This window comes from Tyzzerella sp. An114, from assembly GCF_002161055.1.
GTDB classification, from domain to species: domain Bacteria; phylum Bacillota; class Clostridia; order Lachnospirales; family Anaerotignaceae; genus Fimicola; species Fimicola cottocaccae.
The window spans coordinates 327,464-346,963 of sequence record NZ_NFLT01000001.1 but is presented as its reverse complement, the minus strand read 5'-3'; the positions used below and the strand labels follow the sequence as shown (position 1 = coordinate 346,963).

The window sequence follows — 19,500 nt, the reverse complement described above, 5'->3', positions numbered from 1 at the left end:
ATTGAGTATGAATAATACACCTTCTGGAGAGAGGGTACATATAGCCTTTTTTGGCAAAAGAAATGCAGGAAAATCAAGTCTTTTAAATGCTGTAACAAACCAAAATATAGCTGTTGTGTCTGATATTAAGGGTACAACAACAGACCCTGTATATAAATCAATGGAGCTTTTACCCATAGGACCTGTTATTATAATTGATACACCAGGAATTGACGATAATGGAACTTTGGGAGAACTTAGAGTTAAAAAAGCTAAACAGATTTTAAACAAAACAGATATAGCTGTTATTGCTGTTGAAAATGAAATGAGTTCATTTGAAAATGAGCTTGTAGAAATTATAAAATCAAAAAATATACCTTTTATAGTTGCTTATACTAAATCTGATATATATAATAATAAAACAGATTTAAAAGAAAATGAAATATGTGTAAGCAGTGTTACAAAAGAGGGTATAAATGAATTTAAAGAGCTTATTGGGAATATAAAACCTTTTGAGAATAAAAATAAGCTGGTTTCTGATATGCTTAAAAAAGGTGATATTGCTGTTTTGGTTGTACCTATTGATAAGGCTGCTCCTAAAGGTAGACTTATATTGCCTCAACAACAAGTCATACGTGATTGTTTAGACTGTGGTGCTGTTTCTGTTGTGTGTAAAGAAACAGAGCTTAAAGAAACTCTTGATATTTTGGGAGAAAAAGTTAAACTTGTTATAACAGACAGTCAAATATTCCCTCTTGTTGATAAAATAACACCTGATAATATACTCATGACATCTTTTTCAGTGTTGTTTGCAAGATATAAGGGAAATATAAGTCAGGCTGTGTTGGGAGCAAGACAGCTTAATAATATTAATGATAACAGCAAAATACTTATATCAGAAGGTTGTACACATCATAGACAGTGTGGAGATATAGGAACAGAAAAACTTCCTAATATGATAAGAAAGTTTACAGGAAGTAACCCACAATTTGTATTTACATCAGGAACAGAATTTACTGAAAATATTTCTGATTATGATTTAATAATACACTGTGGTGGCTGTATGCTTAATGAAAGAGAAATGAAATATCGTCTTTCTATGGCTAAAGACAGTAATATTCCTATGACTAATTACGGAACAGCTATTGCATATATGAATGGAATACTTGAAAGAAGTCTTAAGCCTTTTTATGTTCTTGCAGGTCAAAAATATTAATTATATAAAACGCAGAATTTTTTCTGCGTTTTTTTATTTGATTTAAAAAAGTGTGTTATGATAAAATTAGTCTATATATGATTTTTAGGGGAGAATGTTGATATGACTATAAATGAAATTGCACATCTTGCAGGAGTTTCAAGGGCAACTGTATCAAGATACCTTAATAATGGCTATGTAAGTGAGGAGAAAAAAGAAAAAATACAAAAAGTTATAGAGGAAACAGGATATGTGCCTTCGTCACAGGCTCAAATGCTTAGAACTAAAAAAACAAAACTTATAGGTGTTATACTTCCTAAAATAAGCTCAAGCACTATAAGTAGAATGACAGCGGGAATAAGTGATGTTATAACAAAATATGGTTATATGATGCTTCTTGCAAATACAAATAATGATGAGAAAGAGGAGCTTAAATATTTACAACTTTTTAGAGATAATCAGGTTGATGGTATAATATTTATAGCTACTGTATTTACAAAAAAACATATTAAACTTTTAAAAGAGTGTAAAGTGCCTGTTGTCATATTAGGTCAAAGACTTTCGGGATATTCTTGTGTTTATCAAGATGATTATAACGCTTCTTTTGATATTACATCAAAAATGATTGAGAAAGGCAAAAAAATAGGATATATAGGTGTAATTGAAAAGGACGAGGCGGCAGGAAAAAATCGTAAAAAAGGATTTATTGATGCTCTCAAACATAGTGGAATTGAAATTGATACATCTTTAATGTTTGAAGGTGGATTTAATATAGAAAATGGATATGAAAATATGAAGCTTCTTTTTGAGAAAGCTCCTGATATTGACAGTGTTTTTTGTGCTACTGATACAGTAGCTCTTGGAGCTTTGACATATATAAAAGAGAAAAATATAAAAGTCCCTGATGAAATACAGATTGTAGGTACAGGTGATACACCTATGGGAGAGGTTGTTGAACCTAAATTATCAACAGTACATTTTTATTATAAGACAAGTGGAAGTGAGGCTGGAAAAACTCTCATGGATATACTTGAAACAGGAGAGAATGTAAAAAAAGAAATTAAAATGGGATATGAGATTGTTCTCAGAGAGTCCATTAGATAAAACTTACAAAATAACCGATAGAATTTTTATTATAAATAACAGTTTACAATTTTAATTCTATCGGTTATAATTTAATCAATATATGAGAACGATACCATATAAAAATAAATAATAATCATATAATATTATATAATATCGGCATATTCTCAATGGAAACGATAACACTTAAATGGAGGGCTATTTATGAATCATAGAAATATGGAACAAGAGAATATTTTTAAAAGATTTATAAAAAATATTGGAGACACTATTTTTGGCAGTGGGAAATCATCTAAAGATGAAAAACAGCAAGTAATAAATAAAGAAAAATTAGAAATACCAGAAATAATAGAAAAAAATGTTATTTATTGTCCATTAAAGGGAGAGGGAATTGAGCTTGAAAAAGTAAATGACCCTACATTTGCTCAGGGACTTTTAGGACAGGGATTTGCTGTAAATCCAAAAGAAGGAAAAGTTTTGGCACCTTTTGACGGAAAAATAGCAACACTTTTCCCAACAAAACACGCAGTTGGAATTGTAAGTAATGACGGATTAGAGGTTCTTATCCACATAGGACTTAACACAGTTGAACTTAATGGAAAATATTATGAAACTCATGTAAAAGAGGGGGACGTTGTTTCAAAAGGTCAAACTCTCGTTACATTTAATATTGATAAAATAAATAAAGCCGGTTATGAGACAACAACTCCTGTTCTTGTAACAAATTCAGATGATTATGAAAAAGTATCTGTTATTAAAACTGGCGATGTTGATTTTATGGATAAAGTTATAAAAGCAGAATAAGGAAGGTTTTTTATGAGTGAATTAACAAAGGTTATATTTAAAAGTATAGAAGAAATTGAAGAAAAAGAAAAAATGAATGTTTCAAGAGAAGCATATCGTCAAAAATTTCATATTATGCCACCAGTTGGCTGGCTTAATGATCCTAATGGCCTTTGTTATTTCAAAGGTGAGTATCACGTATTTTTCCAGTATGCTCCTTTTAATGCAAAGGGTGGACTTAAAACATGGGCTCATTATACAAGTAAAAATCTTATAGATTGGCAGTATAGAGGAGTGGCTTTTGTTCCAGATTGTCCTTATGACTGTCATGGAGTGTATTCAGGTTCTGCATTTGTGGAAGGGGACACAATGCACCTGTTTTACACTGGAAATGTAAAATATGACGGAAATTATGATTATATAAATAATGGTAGAGAAGCCTATACAATGAAATCTGAAAGTGTTGACGGGGTTAATTTTATGCCGAAAAAATGCCTTATGTCCCTTTCAGATATGCCTAAAAATTACACTTGCCACATAAGAGACCCTAAGGTTTATAAAGAAAATGATGAATATTTAATGGTTCTTGGGGGAAGAAAAAAAGGTGATAGAGGAGCTGTACTTGTATATTCATCAAATAATATTGAAGATTGGACATTTAAAAAAGAAATAATGTCAGATAAGCCTTTTGGTTATATGTGGGAGTGTCCTGATATATTGAAATTTGGAGACAAAGAATTTTTATCAATGTGTCCACAGGGACTTACAAGAGAAGAATATCGTTTCCAAAATGTATATCAGTCAGGATATGTTATTATAGAAAATGATGAGATAAATACAGATAATTTCAAAGAGTGGGATTACGGTTTTGATTTTTATGCACCTCAAACATTTACTGATGAAAATGGCAGAGTAATTCTCATAGGGTGGATGGGAGTTCCTGACACAGAAAATGAATATACAAATCCTACTACAAATAGAGGTTGGCAACATAACCTTACATTATTGCGTGAAATTAAATATAGTGACGGAAAACTTTTACAATATCCTGTTTTAGAGTTTAATAATTTAAGAAAAGAGAAGTTTGAAATAAAATCAGATGTTAAAAATATTTTCAAAGGAAGATGTTTTGACTGTGAAATAAAAGAAATAAAGTATAAAGTTGACATTTGTATATGTGAAGATGTAAACTTTAATTGGAATGAAGGTATTGCTACTTTAAGCCTTACAGAAAAAACTGGCTGTGGAAGAAAAACTCGAAAAGCTAAAATAGAAAATGTAAATAATGTAAGAATTGTAACAGATGTTTCTTCTATTGAAATATTTGTAAATGATGGAGAATATGTTTTTACAACAAGATTTTATCCTGAGGTTAACGAGTATTCTATAACAGTAAGTTCTGATGCTAAAATAATTGAAGCATGGGAACTTAAGGCTATGAAAGGTATCTGATTTTTATATTAAACCATAATTATAATGGAGGGTTTTGTTATGGCACAGAATAAAAAAATTGATGTTGCAGTTCTTGGAGAGATACTTATAGATTTTACATATCAAGGACTTAGCAAAAATAATCAAAAACTCTTTGCACAGAATGCAGGAGGAGCACCAGCTAATGCAGCTGTTGTTATTTCTAAACTTGGTGGAAAAAGTGCTTTTATAGGTAAAGCCGGAGATGATATGCATGGACATTTTTTGAAAAATGTTCTTGAAAATGAAAATGTAAATACAGAAGGCTTTGTTATTGATGATAAATATTTTACAACTCTTGCTTTTGTAGACCTTAACGAAAAGGGAGAGAGAACATTCTCTTTTGCAAGAAAACACAGTGCTGATATTATGCTTGATAAAGATGATATAAACATGGATATTATTGAGAATACTCAGATATTCCATGTAGGTTCACTTTCTTTAACTGATGAACCAAGTAAGGGAGCTACATATTTTGCAGTTGAAAAAGCAAAAGAAAATGGTGCAACAATATCTTATGACCCTAATTACAGAAGTTCACTTTGGAAAAATGAATATGAAGCAAAAGAAACTATGCGTTCAATGATTGAATATGCTGATGTTATGAAAATATCTGATGAGGAGACAGCTCTTTTGACAGACTTTGCAGAACCTGAAAAGGCTGGAAAATTCCTTGTAAATAAAGGTGTAAAGATTGCAGTTGTAACTCTTGGTGGTGATGGAGCTTGTGTTTGTACAAAGCATGGAGTTAAAATTGTATCAGGATTTAAGAGTAATGTTGTTGACACAACAGGAGCTGGAGACTCTTTCTGGGGAGGATTTTTATATAAATTAAGTCAGAGTGGAAAAAATCCTGATGAAGTTACTCTTGATGAGGCTTGTGAATTTGCAAGATTTGGAAATGCTGTTGCAAGTATATGTGTAGAGGGATTTGGTGCTATACCTTCAATGCCTTCTATGGAAAATGTAATTAAGAGAATGAAAATGTAAATATAAATAAAAATGTTTATAAAAACAACTTGTTTTGATTTTTCAAAGCAGGTTGTTTTTTTGTTGTTTTTATATATAAAACATATTTGTTTTTTGTAGAGTTTTATTTTATAAAATGTTTTATAGTTTTTATTAAGATGATATAATATTTCGAGTATTTATTTATAATGGGCATATAAATAATTGGTTTTTGGGAGGGATATAATGTAGGAGACAGAAATTAAATAGACAGTTTTATTAATTCTTTAGTATATTATTTAATTCTGATTTGCGGGGTAATTTTATGAAAAAAGTTAATAATCTTGGTTCCGACAGTATGACAGGCCTTGTTTTGCGTCTTGCCATACCATCAATGATTGCACAGTTTATAAATGTTCTTTATAGTATTGTAGATAGAATATTTATAGGAAATATTCCACAGATAGGTGCTATGGCTATTGCAGGAGTGGGAATATGTGGACCTATTGTTACTCTTATATCATCATTTTCAACATGGATTGGAATTGGAGGTTCCCCTTTGATGAGTATAAGAATGGGTGAAAAAAATAAAAAAGCTGCAAGGCATATTATGGCAAACTGTTTTTTGATGCTTATAATAATGGCTGTTATAATAACTATTTTTCTTTTTATATTTAAAGACAGATTGCTTATGCTTTTTGGTGCCAGTGATGTTACTTTCCAATATGCTAATACATATATGTCAATATATGTTGCGGGCAGTATATTTGCCATAGTGTCAATGGGTATGAACTCATTTATAATATGTCAGGGATTTTCAAGGGTTGCTATGGCTACTGTTGTTGTTGGAGCTGTAAGTAATATTATACTTGACCCTATATTTATATTTGTTTTTGATATGGGAGTTGCTGGTGCTGCTGTTGCCACTGTTATTTCACAGATGTTTTCATGTATATTTGTTTTATGGTTCCTTTTTGGGCAATATCCTCCTATAAAAATTACTTTTAGAGGATATAGTTTTGATATAATGAAAAAAGTATTGCTTATAGGATTTTCTCCTTTTGTTATTATATCTCTTGATAGTGGTCTTATAATTGCCATGAATATGGTTTTACAACATTATGGTGGTCCGGGATATGGCGACCAGCTTGTAACTTGCCATACCATAGCCCAAAGTTTTTTCCTTATGGTAACTTTACCTATGGCAGGGATAACAGGTTCAACACAGCCTATACTTGGATTTAATTATGGTTCAGGAAATATTGATAGGGTTAAAGATGGTCAGAAAAAAACTCTTTTAGTATGTATTGTGTTTACCATTGTAATGATGGTTCTTGCTCATACAATATCACCTTATTTTGTAAGACTTTTTACAAATGATAAAATTTATATGGACCTTTCAATAAAGGCAATAAAAATATTTACTCTTATGATAGTTCCTTTAGCTGTACAGTATACTATTGTTGATGGATTTACAGGAATTTCAGCAGTAAAATATGCTATAACTCTTTCATGTTTTAGAAAGGCTTTTTATTTTGCTGCTATGGTAGTTTTCCCTATTATAGTGGGAATTGAAAATGTATTCTATGCTGAGCCTGTTGTGGATGTTATAAGCTCTATACTTTCAGCTTTTGTATATTTTAAATGTATGTCAAAAATACTTGATAAACGTTTGGATACTTTGAAAATAAAATCTATATAATATTAAATAAAAAACATCTAATATTTTGATATTAGGTGTTTTTTTGTATTATATTATCAAATTAAATATTAATTATAGCTTTAAGCTGTAAATTTATTCAATTATTTGATATAATATTATACAAAAGATAATAATGGGAGGTTATATTTTTATGCAATTTGGAAATTTAAAATTTTCTTTTAATGCTCCGGTTATATTAACATTTACTATAATATCTTTTATATCTTTGATTTTGGGAATTTTGACAAATGGATTTACAACACAGAAATTTTTTTCTGTTTATAGAAGTTCTCTTTTAAGTCCTATGACATATATAAGACTTATTGGTCATGTATTTGGTCATGCTAATTATTCCCACTTTATGGGTAATATAACACTTATACTTATAACAGGAACACTTCTTGAGGATAAATACGGTTCTTTTAATATAGCTTTGATAATAGGTGTAACAGCTATTATAACAGGTCTTGTTAATATAATGCTTTTTCCTAATATAATGCTTCTTGGTGCAAGTGGTGTTGTTTTTGCATTTATACTCCTTTCTTCAATAACTAATACTGGAGATGGCAGTATACCCCTTACATTTGTTATTGTTGCATTTATATATATAGGTGGTCAGATTTATGAAGGTATATTTGTTTCAAATAATGTATCAAATCTAAGCCATATAATAGGTGGAATTACAGGGGCTGTATTTGGATATATCCTAAATATTAGGTAAATAAAAGTTTAAAGAGGCGGAATGTTAGGTATGTTATATAAATGTGCTGATATTGTCAGTTTAAATGATTATTTTAAAAAATATAGTGAGAGAAATTCACAAGGTATATATTTTTATAGAATAAATGGTTTTAACAATAATATTAAAAATTTTATAACAGAATATTTTAAAATAGCAGAAAAATATGGTGCTGTTATAGAAGAAAAAATACAAAACCCAACAGAAAAAAATCTTGAGTATTATGAAGAAATGTTGGGCAATGATTTTGTTATGAGTGTTGATTTTATATCAAATGCTCTTAAAAAATGGACTCCTGAAATTGGTGATTTCAAAATCAAAAATCTTGCCATGTCAATGTATGATGTTTTTGATAGAATGACGAGAGAGGGAAAAAACTTAAACATAATAAAAAATGCCTACATAAAGTTTATGTGTTGGCTTTACTATAAATTTAAGAGAGTATTAAATCTTGCCGGTGACAATGATATACCTAAAATACTTTATCAGGGTAATATAACAATGTATGAGCTTAAATTTATTTCTGTTTTAGCTGGTCTTGGCTGTGATGTTGTTGTGTTGCAGTATGAAGGTGATGAAAATTATAAAAAAGTCGATAATAGATTGGAATACTCAAAGGAATATAGAGAAAATGACTTTGTAAATTTCCCTAATAATTTTTCTATTGATAGTATAAGAAAAGAAGTCCGTTTAAATGAAAAAATTCAGATTAAAAGAGAAAACAGTGTAAATGATGTATCTAAAAGAGGTACTAATATATGGCTTTCAGGTGATATTTTAAAAGACGTATTAAAAAATCCTTCTGAAAGAGGTACAGACAAAAATATTTATTATAATTGTTTTGTTCGTATGGCTGGCACTGATGATAAAGCTATGTATACAAGTGAATTGTATAAGTTTTATTCTGATATAAAAAACTCAAATAGAAATGTTGTAATATGTGATAAAGGCCTTGGAATACCTTCTGTTGATGAAATATCAAAAGTTAGAAGGGGAATATATAATACAGCTGAAAATATGGCTTTGGATATTGCAAAAAACATAAATTATAATCTGAATAAAGATATTTGCGATATTATAAGGAAAAATTTTGTTGAAATAATACTTGAAGAAAGTCGTAATATAAATGGACCTTTAAACCGTGTTACAAATAAAGCTGTATATATTATGTGTTGGCTTAATAGGTTTGTTTATGATTTGTATAAAAATATAGATTATAGAAGTATACCTGTTTTTATACTTTTTGGTGTATCTGAAAATGAAAATCAAGGATTGTTTTTAAGATTTTTATCAAGATTGCCTGTTGATGTTGTTGTAATATCACCGGATATTAATAAAGAGTGTGTTATAAATGATAAACTTTTGTTTGAAAAGAAATTGACATACTCTGTTGATATGAATGTATTTCCTAGAGACAATGTAGCTTTAAGGGCTGGAACAACAGCCTATCATGCGGAAAGAGAGCTTGAAAATATAATGTATACTGACTCAGGTTTATATAAAAATAGACAGTATAATAAAGCTGATAGTCTTTCTCTAAATACAATGTATGAGGAAATATATATACTTTGGGAACAGGATATGAAATATCGTCCTAATTTTCAGACTTTAGATGATGTTGTTAAAATGCCTGTTATATATGCTAAGGTTTCTGGAGTTAAAGAAGGAAATACTATTAATTATTGGAAGGATATAAAAAGACTTCTTGTAAAAGATACGTATCTAATAAAGGAAGCTCCTTTTATTAAGGGAACTGACAGAAACCCTATAAAGCCTTACTCAACAGAATTTTTTAAAAATAGAAGGCTTATTCGTGAAAAAATAAAAAATCATAATGCTTATCAGTATAAATTTATACGTGATGAAATGCAAGAACATATACTTGATAAATTGGAAATGCTTATAAATAGCAGAATTATAAAGGGGACTTTTGAGAGAGGAACAGAATATACAATAATTTCAACAGTTTTAAATCTAAATAAAGATATTTTGAGACTTATACAAAATTTTGATTTTACAAAGAAAAATCCCAAAATAGTTTTTATAAATACTGGTGAGAAAACCTACTCCCTTGAAGATGCTATTGTAACTGCATTTTTAAATCTTATTGGTTTTGATATTATTTTCTTTGTACCAACTGGTTATAAAGGTATTGAGTTGTATTTTAACGAATGTGAACCAGAAGAACATCAGATAGGAGAATATATGTATGATTTGCCTGTGCCTGATTTCAATAGGATTTCTTCTGCTTCAAACCGTTCGTTTATGGATATAATATTTAAGAGAGGAAGCTGATAATATGGCAATAGATTTTGGAAGACCTTCAAATTCAAATGTTCCTTCAAGTAATGTGCCGGCTGTCAATGATGATATTGAAGTTAAAGAGTATAATATTCAGACAGACCGCCAACAGGTTGAAATCAAATTAAAGGACTCAAAAGAACTTGATGACATTGTAAGTAAAATAGAAGTCTACAACCTTGAGACAATAGTGTCTTTCGGTGCTGATGTGGCTGATGAGATTTCAAAATGCTCTGATGTTGTACTTAACAGTATGAACATGAAACAGCTTGATGACTCCGGTGAAATGCTTAATCTTTTGGCTAAAATAATGAGTAAGTTTGACATTGAGGAGATAAAAGATAATCCGGGACTTTTGGGAAAACTTTTTGGAGGTTTCAGAAAACAGCTTGATAAAATACTTGCAAAATACCATACAATGGGCGAGGAAGTAGATAAAATATATGTAAAACTGAAACAGTATGAAAGTGAGATAAAAGACTCCAATAGAAAATTAGAAGATATTTTCCAAACAAATGTAAACTTTTATCATGAACTTGTCAAATATATAATGGCTGGGGAACAAGGCATAAAAGAAATTGATGATTATATAAATCAGAGAAGAGCTGACCTTGAAAATACAGGTGATAACTCTATAACTTTTGAGCTTACAACTCTTGAACAGGCTAAAATGATGCTTGAACAGAGAACCCATGATTTGAGAATTGCTGAAAATGTTGCTATACAGTCAATACCTATGATAAAAACAATGCAGTTTAGCAACATGAACCTTGTAAGAAAAATAAACTCTGCATTTATAGTTACACTTCCTGTTTTTAAACAGGCTCTTGCTCAAGCTATAATGCTTAAACGTCAGAAAATACAGGCAGAGGCTATGTCTGCCCTTGATGAAAAGACTAATGAAATGCTTATAAAAAATGCAAGAAACACTGTTGAACAGTCTAAAATGACAGCACAGTTAGCTGGAAGTAGTTCTATAAAAATTGAGACTTTGGAAAATACATGGAGAACTATTGTAAATGGTATTGAAGAAACAAAACGTATAAGTGAAAATGCAAGAAATCAGAGAAATAATGACGCTGAAAGACTTAACGAGATAAAAAACGAATTTTACAAAATGTACAATAAAACAAAACAATGATTTTGTATAATAACATAAAGGGGGATTTTATATGCCTATTAACTTGACAAAAGGACAAAAAGTAGATTTAACTAAGGGAAATCCAAGCCTTAAAAAACTTCTTGTTGGACTTGGTTGGGATGTAAACGCTTATGACTCAGGTGCATCTTTTGACCTTGATGCTAGTGCTTTTCTTGTTGGTGATAATGGAAAGGTTCCTACTGAAAAAGAATTTGTTTTTTATGGAAATCTTAAACATGTAAGTGGCGGTGTTGTTCATATGGGAGATAACCGTACTGGTGAGGGAGAAGGAGACGATGAACAGATTAAAATTGATTTGGACAAAGTTCCTTCAAATGTATCAAAAATAGCTTTCACTGTTACAATATATGAAGCTGAAGAAAGACGCCAAAATTTTGGACAGGTTTCAAATGCTTTTATAAGAATAGTTGATGAAGTTACAAATGAAGAATTGATAAGATATGATTTGGGAGAGGATTTCTCCATAGAAACAGCCATTGTTGTAGGTGAGCTTTATCGTCACAATGGTGAGTGGAAATTTAATGCCATAGGTAGTGGTTTCCAAGGTGGTTTGGCAGCTCTTTGCAATCACTATGGAATTGAAGTAGCATAATAAATAAACATTATATTTTTATATTTTAGGAGGTAATGAATATGCCTGTAAGTTTAAAAAAAGGACAAAAAGTTAGTTTAACAAAGGATAATCCAGGACTTAAAAAAGTTATAGTTGGACTTGGCTGGGATACAAACCGTTATGACACAGGTGGAAGTTTTGACCTTGATGCATCAGCTTTTATGCTTACTGATATGGGAAAAGTTTCTGCCAGTGAAGATTTTGTTTTCTATGGCAATTCAAAGGATAAGAGCGGTTCTGTTGAGTATATGGGAGATAACAGAACTGGTGCTGGTGAAGGTGATGACGAGCAGATAAGAGTTAATCTTTCAACAGTTCCTGCTAATATAACAAAAATAGCTTTCACTGTTACAATATATGAAGCTGATGAAAGACGTCAAAATTTTGGACAGGTTTCAAATGCCTTTATAAGAATTTATAATGAAGAAGATGGAACAGAAATTTTAAGATATGATTTGGGAGAAGATTTCTCAATAGAAACAGCTGTTGTTTTTGGTGAACTTTATAAAAACAATGGAGAATGGAAATTTAATGCCATAGGAGCTGGATATCAGGGTGGACTTGCTGCTCTCTGTGATAACTATGGAGTTGAAGTAGAATAATACTTTTGAAAAATTTTTGACAATAGGGGGGAGTATATATGGACTATGAAATTCTTTACAATGAAGCGTTTCCTATTGTAAAATGTAGACTTATAAAAGGTGAAAAACTTAAAGCGGAGTCTGATGCAATGATTGCCATGTCAAACACTATTGATGTTGAAGGTGGCATTGAGGGAGGACTTTTAAAAGGCTTTACTCGTATGCTTTCTGGTGAAAAATTCTTCTTTCAGTATCTTACAGCTAAAAGAGGAAATGGAGAAGTTTTGTTTGGTCATTCTACTCCAGGAGGCATTATAGATGTGGAACTTGATGGAACTTATGGTCTTAGAATACAGAAAAATGGTTTCCTTGCATCCACAGAAGGTATAGAAATAGACTCTAAAGTACAAAATCTAGCTCAAGGCTTTTTCTCTCAAGAAGGATTTTTTATACTTAGTGCTAGAGGAAAAGGAACAATATTTTTAAGCAGTTATGGTGTAATACACCCTATAAACCTTGATGATGGGGAAGAAATTATTATTGACAATGGACATCTTGTTGCATGGCCTGATTATATGGAGTATCATATAGAAAAATCATCTAATGGTTGGGCAAGCAGTTTTATGAGTGGTGAAATGCTTGTTTGTAGATTTAGAGGCCCGGGAACAGTTTTAATTCAAACAAGAAATCCTTCCGGATTTTCAAATTGGATAGCTTCCATGGGATTTTCAAAAGGTAAATAATGACATAATGTTTTTAACATGGTGTGAATAAAGGAGGTTTTTAAATGTCAGTTAGTTTGAAAAAAGGACAAAAAGTAAGCCTTAAAAAGGGAGAAGATAGCCTTAAAAGTGTTATGATTGGTTTAGGTTGGGATGCAGCAGAACGCAAAAGAACAGGTTTTTTTGCACCAAAGCCACAATCTATTGACTGTGATGCTTCAGCTATTGTTCTTCAATCAGGAAAACTTATAAATAATGCAGATATAGTTTATTTTGGAAATCTTCAACATAAATCCGGTGCAATAAAACATATGGGTGATAATCTTACTGGTGAAGGTGTTGGTGATGATGAACAGATTTTTGTTGACCTTGAACACGTACCAGCAGAATATGACAAAGTTGTTGTTGTTGTAAATATTTATCAGGCAGTAAAAAGAAATCAGCATTTCGGTATGATTAAGAACGCTTTCATAAGAATTATGGACGGTCAGAGTGGTACTGAGATGTTTAGATATGACCTTACAGAAGACTATTCAGGAATGACAGCTATGATTTTTGGTGAGGTTTATCGCCATAATGGCGAATGGAAGTTCAATCCTATTGGACAGGGTACGAATGACCCTGGACTTGGTGAACTTGCAAAAAGATTTGTTTAATTAATTAAAATCTGAATGCATTTTAAGGAAATCAGGTTTTTACTTGATTTCCTTATTATTTATGTGTTTGGGAGATGGAGGTAAAAAATGAAGTACAAAGGATTAACCAGTAAAGAGGTTGAGGAGTCCAGATTGCAAAATGGTTCAAACAGTATACCGGACTCAGAGCCTACTACATTCTGGCAAGAGTTTAAAGAGACATTTAAGGACCCTATGATAAAGATACTTCTTTTCATAGCTGTTCTTATGATTGTAATGTTTTTCTTTGGATATGCAGAGATTTATGAACCAGTTGGAACAATAATAGCTATACTTATTGTTGCTTTTGTATCTGCAAAAACAGGTGTTGCCAGCGACACAAAATACAGAGAGCTTAAAGCAAGTACAAAGAAAGATACTTGTAAAGCTTTCCGTGATGGTGCTGTAACTGTTATTGATGTTGATGATGTGGTTGTTGGTGATAAAGTTATTCTTCAATCAGGTGATAAAATACCAGCTGACGGTGTTCTTATTAATGGTGATTTGAGAGTTGATAACTCTGCTCTTAATGGTGAAGCTGAAGAATGTAAAAAATTTGCTGCAAGTGAAGATTTTCAACTTGCTGACGATATAACAGGAGATACATTTGTTGATAAACATTCTCTTTTTAGAGGAGCTGTTGTATTTGACGGTGAAGGCGTTCTTGATGTAAGAAAAGTTGGTCTTAAAACTATGATGGGTAAAATGGCCGAGGAAATGCAAGAAGATGAGCTTGATTCTCCTTTAAAAGTAAAACTTGCAAAACTTGCAAGCCAGATTTCAAAATTTGGATATGTTGGAGCTGTTGTTATTGCTGTAATGTATTTTGTTTTCTTTATAATGAAGGCAGGAGGAGTTTCAGCCTATTTCTCAGGAGAGATTACAGAAATTATACGTGATGTTATAGAGGCTGTATCTCTTGCAGTTGTTATTATAGTTTGTGCTGTTCCAGAAGGTCTTCCTCTTATGATTTCTCTTGTTCTTATGCAGAATACAAGTAAAATGCTTGACCATAATGTTCTTGTAAGAAAAGCTATTGGTATTGAGACTGCCGGAGCATTAAACATACTTTTTAGTGATAAAACAGGAACAATAACAAAAGGTGAGCTTGAAGTTGTTGAATTTTTTACAGCTGATGGAGAAGTTATATCTTCTGATGATAATGCTACTATAAGTGAACTTATGAGTTTTGCCATAGGAAAAAATACAGCTTCAATGTTTGATGCTGAACATAACGTTATAGGTGGTAATGCCACAGATAGAGCACTTATGAAGTTTTTAGGTGAAACTAAATTTAATAATATTGCTGAACGTACTGATTTAGTTGTCACAGCTTCACAGGGCTTTAATTCTACAAATAAGTTTAGTCAGGCACATATTGAGAGTACAGGAAAGACATTCTATAAGGGTGCTCCTGAAAGACTTACTGCCATGGCTACAAAATACATAGATAAAAACGGAAATGTGCAAAATCTTGATAAAGATGTATTAAATGGAAAAATTGATGCTCTTGCTGTCAAAGCTATGAGAGTTCTTGCCTTTGGTTATTCTGAAAAACCATTAGTTGAAAATAAAATTAATGATGATATTGTAATAATAGGTCTTGTTGGAATACGTGACGATGTTCGTCCGGAGGCTAAAGAAGCTATACATGAAGTTCAGAAAGCCGGAATACAGGTTGTTATGATTACAGGTGATAGACTTGAAACAGCTGTTGCAATAGCTAAAGACTCAGGTCTTATAAAATCTGAAAATGATGTTGCCATAACATCTGCACAGCTCAATGAAATGAGTGATGATGATGTTAAGAAAATTATACCTAATATAAGAGTTATAGCTAGAGCTTTACCGACAGATAAATCAAGAATGGTAAGACTTTGTCAGGAGATGAACCTTGTTGTAGGTATGACTGGTGACGGTGTAAACGACTCTCCAGCATTAAAGAGAGCTGATGTTGGTTTTGCTATGGGAAGCGGAACAGAGGCTGCTAAGGAAGCTGGAAAAATTGTTATACTTGATGATAACTTTAAATCAATAAAAGATGCTATATGGTATGGAAGAACAATATATCATAATATACTTAAGTTCTGTAAATTCCAGCTTGTAATAAATGTTGCGGCTGTTGTTGTAAGTGCTGTTGCTCCTTTCTTTGGTGTTGAGGAGCCTTTAAAGGTTACACATCTTCTTTTTGTAAACCTTGTTATGGATGGTTTGGGAGCTATTATGCTTGGAAATGAGCCTGCTCTTGAAAAATATATGAGTGAAAAACCAAGAAGAAAAGATGAAAATATTGTAAGTCGTGAGATGATGACACAGATTGTAATTATGGGTATATGGCTTACAGTATTAAGTTTTATTTATTTAAAAGCTGATATATTTAAAAATATGTTTGCAACAGAAGAACAACATCTTACATCATATTTTGTTCTTTTTATAGCAAGTGCATTGTTTAATGGATTTAATGTAAGAAATGACGGTTATGGAATATTTAAAGGTCTTAATGAAAATACAGGATTTTTAAAAGTATTCTTTGGTATAATAGTTATACAAGCCCTTATAGTAAATTCAGGTCTTGTTCCTCTTGAGATTTTCAAGTGGATTGGAAATATGTTTAGTTGTGTTCCTTTTGGATTAACTGGTTGGATAGTTGTATTTATACTTGCCTTTACAATGATACCTGTTGACCTTATAAGAAAAGTTGTTACAGGAGCAAATAATAAATAAAATAAAAATAACAGCACAGAATTTAATTCTGTGCTGTTTTATTTTTACATTTCTACTTTTTCACCATTTATATATACAGCTTTAATTGATAAATCTTTGTTTAAAAGAATAAGGTCTCCGTCTTTTCCCGGTGTTATACTTCCGCATTTATCGTATATTCCTATTGATTTTGCAGGGTTCATTGTTGCACAAGCAACAGCACTTTCAAGAGGAATATCCATTTTTGTTACTACTGTACGCATACAGTCCATAAGGTTTGTAACAGAACCTGCAAGAGCATTGTTTACTGTAAGAGTTGCTCTGTTTCCTCTTACTGTAACATCTTGTCCACCTAAAGTATACTGACCGTCTGCAAGACCTGTTGCACGCATACTGTCACTTATAAGAACAACTCTGTCATCTGTAAACATATTAAATGTTGCACGAACAACAGCTGGATGTATATGAACATTGTCACATATAAGTTCAACATATGTGTGTTTGCTGTCAAAGGCAGCTCCTACAACACCTGGGTCTCTGTGGGAGAAAGCAGGCATTGCATTGTAAAGATGTGTTACATGGTTTGCACCTCTGTCAAAAGCAAGCTTTGCTGTGTCATAATCAGCACAAGTGTGTGCTATTGATATTGCAACTTCATCTTTAACTTCATCAATGAAAGGAAATGCATCATTTGTTTCAGGGGCAATGTCAACAAGTTTTATAAGTCCGCCACTGAGTTTTTGAAAATCTCTGTACATTTCAATACTACAATTGCGGATATATGTGGCATCTTGTGCTCCTTTTTTCTCGCTGTTTATGAAAGGACCTTCCATATTTATTCCGATAAGTTTTGAACCGTACTCTCTTTTGTAATTTCCGGCTGCTTCCATAACTTTTGCGAGTTCATCAACAGAAATTGTCATTGTTGCAGGAGCTATTGAAGTTACACCAACAGAAGCTTCATATTTTGCTATTTCTTTTATAGCTTCCTCTGTACCATCGCAAAAATCATATCCCATACAACCATGGAAATGAATATCTACAAGACCTGGAATAGCATAACAATCTTCTCCGTCAATAATCTGTGATGAGTCGGAGCTTGTGCTCTGAAATTTACCGTCTTCTATAATTATTTCGCCTTTTTCAAACTTTTTGTCCTCTGTATAGACATTAACATTTTTAATAATCATAATATTTTTCTCCCTGTAACAAGATTTTTTACTTATTAAAGGTCAACTTTTGATAATGCAGCTTCGTCAGCAACAAGAACAACATCTCTATGAAGCTGAAGTATTGAAGCTGGAACTTCTGGTGTTATTGGTCCAAAGAATGCTTTTTTAACTGTTTCAGCTTTGTCTGCACCACTTACAACGATAAGTATTTTTTTAGCCTGCATTATTGTTTTGATACCCATTGTGTATGCATATTTTGGAACATCATCAGCTGATGCGAAAAATCTTTTGTTTGCTTCGATTGTGCTCTGCTGTAAAGCTACACAGTGTGTTCCTTTGTCAAATGCTTCCCCTGGCTCATTGAAACCGATATGTCCGTTATGTCCCATACCTAAAAGCTGAAGGTCTACTCCGCCTAATGACTGTATTAATTTGTCGTATCTTTCACATTCTGCATCTGAATCTTCAGCCATACCATCTGGAAGATATGTTTTGTTTGTGTCGATGTTTACATGGCTGAATAAATGGTCATGCATGAAATAATAATAGCTCTGGTCATTTTCTTTTGTAAGACCTTTGTATTCGTCAAGGTTAACGCTTGTTACTTCTGAGAAATCAAGGTCTCCTTTTTTGTACCATTCGATAAGCTGGTCATAAATTCCGATAGGTGAAGAACCTGTTGCAAGACCAAGAACACAGTCTGGTTTCATAATAATCTGTGCTGATAAAACGTTAGCTGCTTTTCTACTCATGTCTGCATAATCTTTTGCTTTGTAAATTCTCATAGTTAATCATTACCTTTCCATAATATATTTTTTAAAAAATTTGAGTTAATATAAATTTTCTTGTTTGTTTCCTTTTAATGCTTTTAATGTGTTATCGTGCATGACATCTTTTTTATATTTATCCTGTTCGGTGTAACAGGAATAAAATATGTCTGCCATGATAGCGATAGGAAATTGAGGGGATATAAGCTTTCCAAAATCTAATCTTGAACGAGTTGGAACAAGTACAATCTCGTCACAGAACTCTTTGAAACTGTCTTTGTTTGTTGCTGTTATAAGAACGGTTTTAGCACCATTTTTGTGAGCTTCTTTTAAAAAGAATATTATTTCTTCTTTTTCGCCACTTATGCTTATTCCTATTGAAAGACAATTTGGATTTTGAAAAACTGTATTCATTTTTATTAAATCGCTATCAGTGATAGCGTTAATATCTACACCTACACGCATAAAACGCATAGCCATTTCTTTTGCAGCAAGACCAGAATTTCCTATACCACATACAAAAACTCTATAAGTTGATAGATAATTGCTTATTCTAGCTACTTGAGACTCATCAACAAGTTTATATGCTTTATTTAAAAGCTCTTGATATGTATTTAGTACAAGTTTTATATTGCTTGTTGCAAATTCATTTTTTTCAACAAAACTTTCTTCATATTGATATATAAATTCTCTGTAACCTCTGTATCCACATTTTTTTGCAAATCTTGAAAGAGAGGCTTCAGACACAAAAAGTTTCTCTGAAATAGTTTTTGCTGAAAAATTAATTTTTTCACCGTTATTGATGAAAAAATCTGCAATATTTTTTTCAACTTGGGTTAAATTATTGTAGTTTGATTCTATTATTGGAATAATAGATTTTGTATAGGTTTTCATATTTACCACCAT

Annotated in this window: 17 protein-coding genes; 14 read left to right on the top strand and 3 right to left on the bottom strand. The window is 31.6% G+C overall.

Features of this window, described 5'->3' with window-relative positions; all coding sequences use genetic code 11:
* Position 1 precedes the first annotated feature (1 nt).
* The 14 genes from hydF to B5E58_RS01460 all read left to right on the top strand — a co-directional run bounded on the left by hydF (position 2) and on the right by B5E58_RS01460 (position 16,676).
* On the top strand, positions 2 to 1,195 hold the full coding sequence (gene hydF, locus B5E58_RS01525; RefSeq protein ID WP_088107912.1) for a [FeFe] hydrogenase H-cluster maturation GTPase HydF: 1,194 nt from the start codon (positions 2 to 4) through the stop codon (positions 1,193 to 1,195).
* A gap of 102 nt (positions 1,196 to 1,297) precedes the next feature.
* Entirely contained in the window at positions 1,298 to 2,278 is a 981-nt protein-coding gene (locus B5E58_RS01520) for a LacI family DNA-binding transcriptional regulator (protein WP_088107911.1), read from the top strand.
* A gap of 183 nt (positions 2,279 to 2,461) precedes the next feature.
* A complete protein-coding gene (locus B5E58_RS01515; RefSeq protein ID WP_088107910.1) occupies positions 2,462 to 3,061 on the top strand; it encodes a PTS sugar transporter subunit IIA in 600 nt (199 codons plus the stop codon).
* Positions 3,062 to 3,073: 12 nt separating this feature from the next.
* Entirely contained in the window at positions 3,074 to 4,492 is a 1,419-nt protein-coding gene (locus B5E58_RS01510) for a glycoside hydrolase family 32 protein (protein WP_088107909.1), read from the top strand.
* Between the two features lie 39 nt (positions 4,493 to 4,531).
* The gene (locus B5E58_RS01505) at positions 4,532 to 5,500 is read left to right on the top strand and encodes a carbohydrate kinase family protein (RefSeq protein ID WP_088107908.1); all 969 of its coding nucleotides are present in this window, start codon (positions 4,532 to 4,534) and stop codon (positions 5,498 to 5,500) included.
* A 283-nt stretch (positions 5,501 to 5,783) separates the two neighbouring features.
* The gene (locus tag B5E58_RS01500) at positions 5,784 to 7,160 is read left to right on the top strand and encodes an MATE family efflux transporter (protein WP_088107907.1); all 1,377 of its coding nucleotides are present in this window, start codon (positions 5,784 to 5,786) and stop codon (positions 7,158 to 7,160) included.
* 151 nt (positions 7,161 to 7,311) lie between these two features.
* Positions 7,312 to 7,881, top strand: a complete 570-nt coding sequence (locus tag B5E58_RS01495; RefSeq protein ID WP_088107906.1) for a rhomboid family intramembrane serine protease — start codon at positions 7,312 to 7,314, stop codon at positions 7,879 to 7,881.
* A gap of 30 nt (positions 7,882 to 7,911) precedes the next feature.
* A complete protein-coding gene (locus B5E58_RS01490) occupies positions 7,912 to 10,194 on the top strand; it encodes a YceG family protein (RefSeq protein WP_088107979.1) in 2,283 nt (760 codons plus the stop codon).
* Positions 10,195 to 10,198: 4 nt separating this feature from the next.
* The gene (locus B5E58_RS01485) at positions 10,199 to 11,341 is read left to right on the top strand and encodes a toxic anion resistance protein (protein ID WP_088107905.1); all 1,143 of its coding nucleotides are present in this window, start codon (positions 10,199 to 10,201) and stop codon (positions 11,339 to 11,341) included.
* A gap of 31 nt (positions 11,342 to 11,372) precedes the next feature.
* Complete coding sequence (locus B5E58_RS01480; protein ID WP_088107904.1) at positions 11,373 to 11,954, top strand: TerD family protein; 582 nt, start codon at positions 11,373 to 11,375, stop codon at positions 11,952 to 11,954.
* A gap of 41 nt (positions 11,955 to 11,995) precedes the next feature.
* A complete protein-coding gene (locus B5E58_RS01475) occupies positions 11,996 to 12,577 on the top strand; it encodes a TerD family protein (protein ID WP_088107903.1) in 582 nt (193 codons plus the stop codon).
* Between the two features lie 38 nt (positions 12,578 to 12,615).
* Complete coding sequence (locus B5E58_RS01470) at positions 12,616 to 13,299, top strand: TIGR00266 family protein (protein WP_088107902.1); 684 nt, start codon at positions 12,616 to 12,618, stop codon at positions 13,297 to 13,299.
* A gap of 44 nt (positions 13,300 to 13,343) precedes the next feature.
* Positions 13,344 to 13,934: a TerD family protein gene (locus B5E58_RS01465; RefSeq protein WP_088107901.1), complete on the top strand. Its 591-nt coding sequence runs from the start codon at positions 13,344 to 13,346 to the stop codon at positions 13,932 to 13,934.
* An 87-nt stretch (positions 13,935 to 14,021) separates the two neighbouring features.
* Entirely contained in the window at positions 14,022 to 16,676 is a 2,655-nt protein-coding gene (locus B5E58_RS01460) for a calcium-translocating P-type ATPase, PMCA-type (protein ID WP_088107900.1), read from the top strand.
* Positions 16,677 to 16,720: 44 nt separating this feature from the next.
* Here the strand turns inward: B5E58_RS01460 and nagA are convergent, their stop codons facing one another.
* From nagA to B5E58_RS01445, 3 genes are read right to left on the bottom strand one after another with little or no spacing between them, the layout of a single operon-like run.
* The gene (gene nagA, locus B5E58_RS01455) at positions 16,721 to 17,845 is read right to left on the bottom strand and encodes an N-acetylglucosamine-6-phosphate deacetylase (RefSeq protein ID WP_088107899.1); all 1,125 of its coding nucleotides are present in this window, start codon (positions 17,843 to 17,845) and stop codon (positions 16,721 to 16,723) included.
* Between the two features lie 35 nt (positions 17,846 to 17,880).
* The gene (gene nagB, locus B5E58_RS01450; RefSeq protein WP_088107898.1) at positions 17,881 to 18,612 is read right to left on the bottom strand and encodes a glucosamine-6-phosphate deaminase; all 732 of its coding nucleotides are present in this window, start codon (positions 18,610 to 18,612) and stop codon (positions 17,881 to 17,883) included.
* A 45-nt stretch (positions 18,613 to 18,657) separates the two neighbouring features.
* Positions 18,658 to 19,488 carry a MurR/RpiR family transcriptional regulator gene (locus B5E58_RS01445; RefSeq protein ID WP_088107897.1) on the bottom strand — a complete coding sequence of 277 codons (831 nt, stop codon included), beginning with the start codon at positions 19,486 to 19,488 and terminating at the stop codon, positions 18,658 to 18,660.
* Between the last annotated feature and the right edge of the window lie 12 nt (positions 19,489 to 19,500).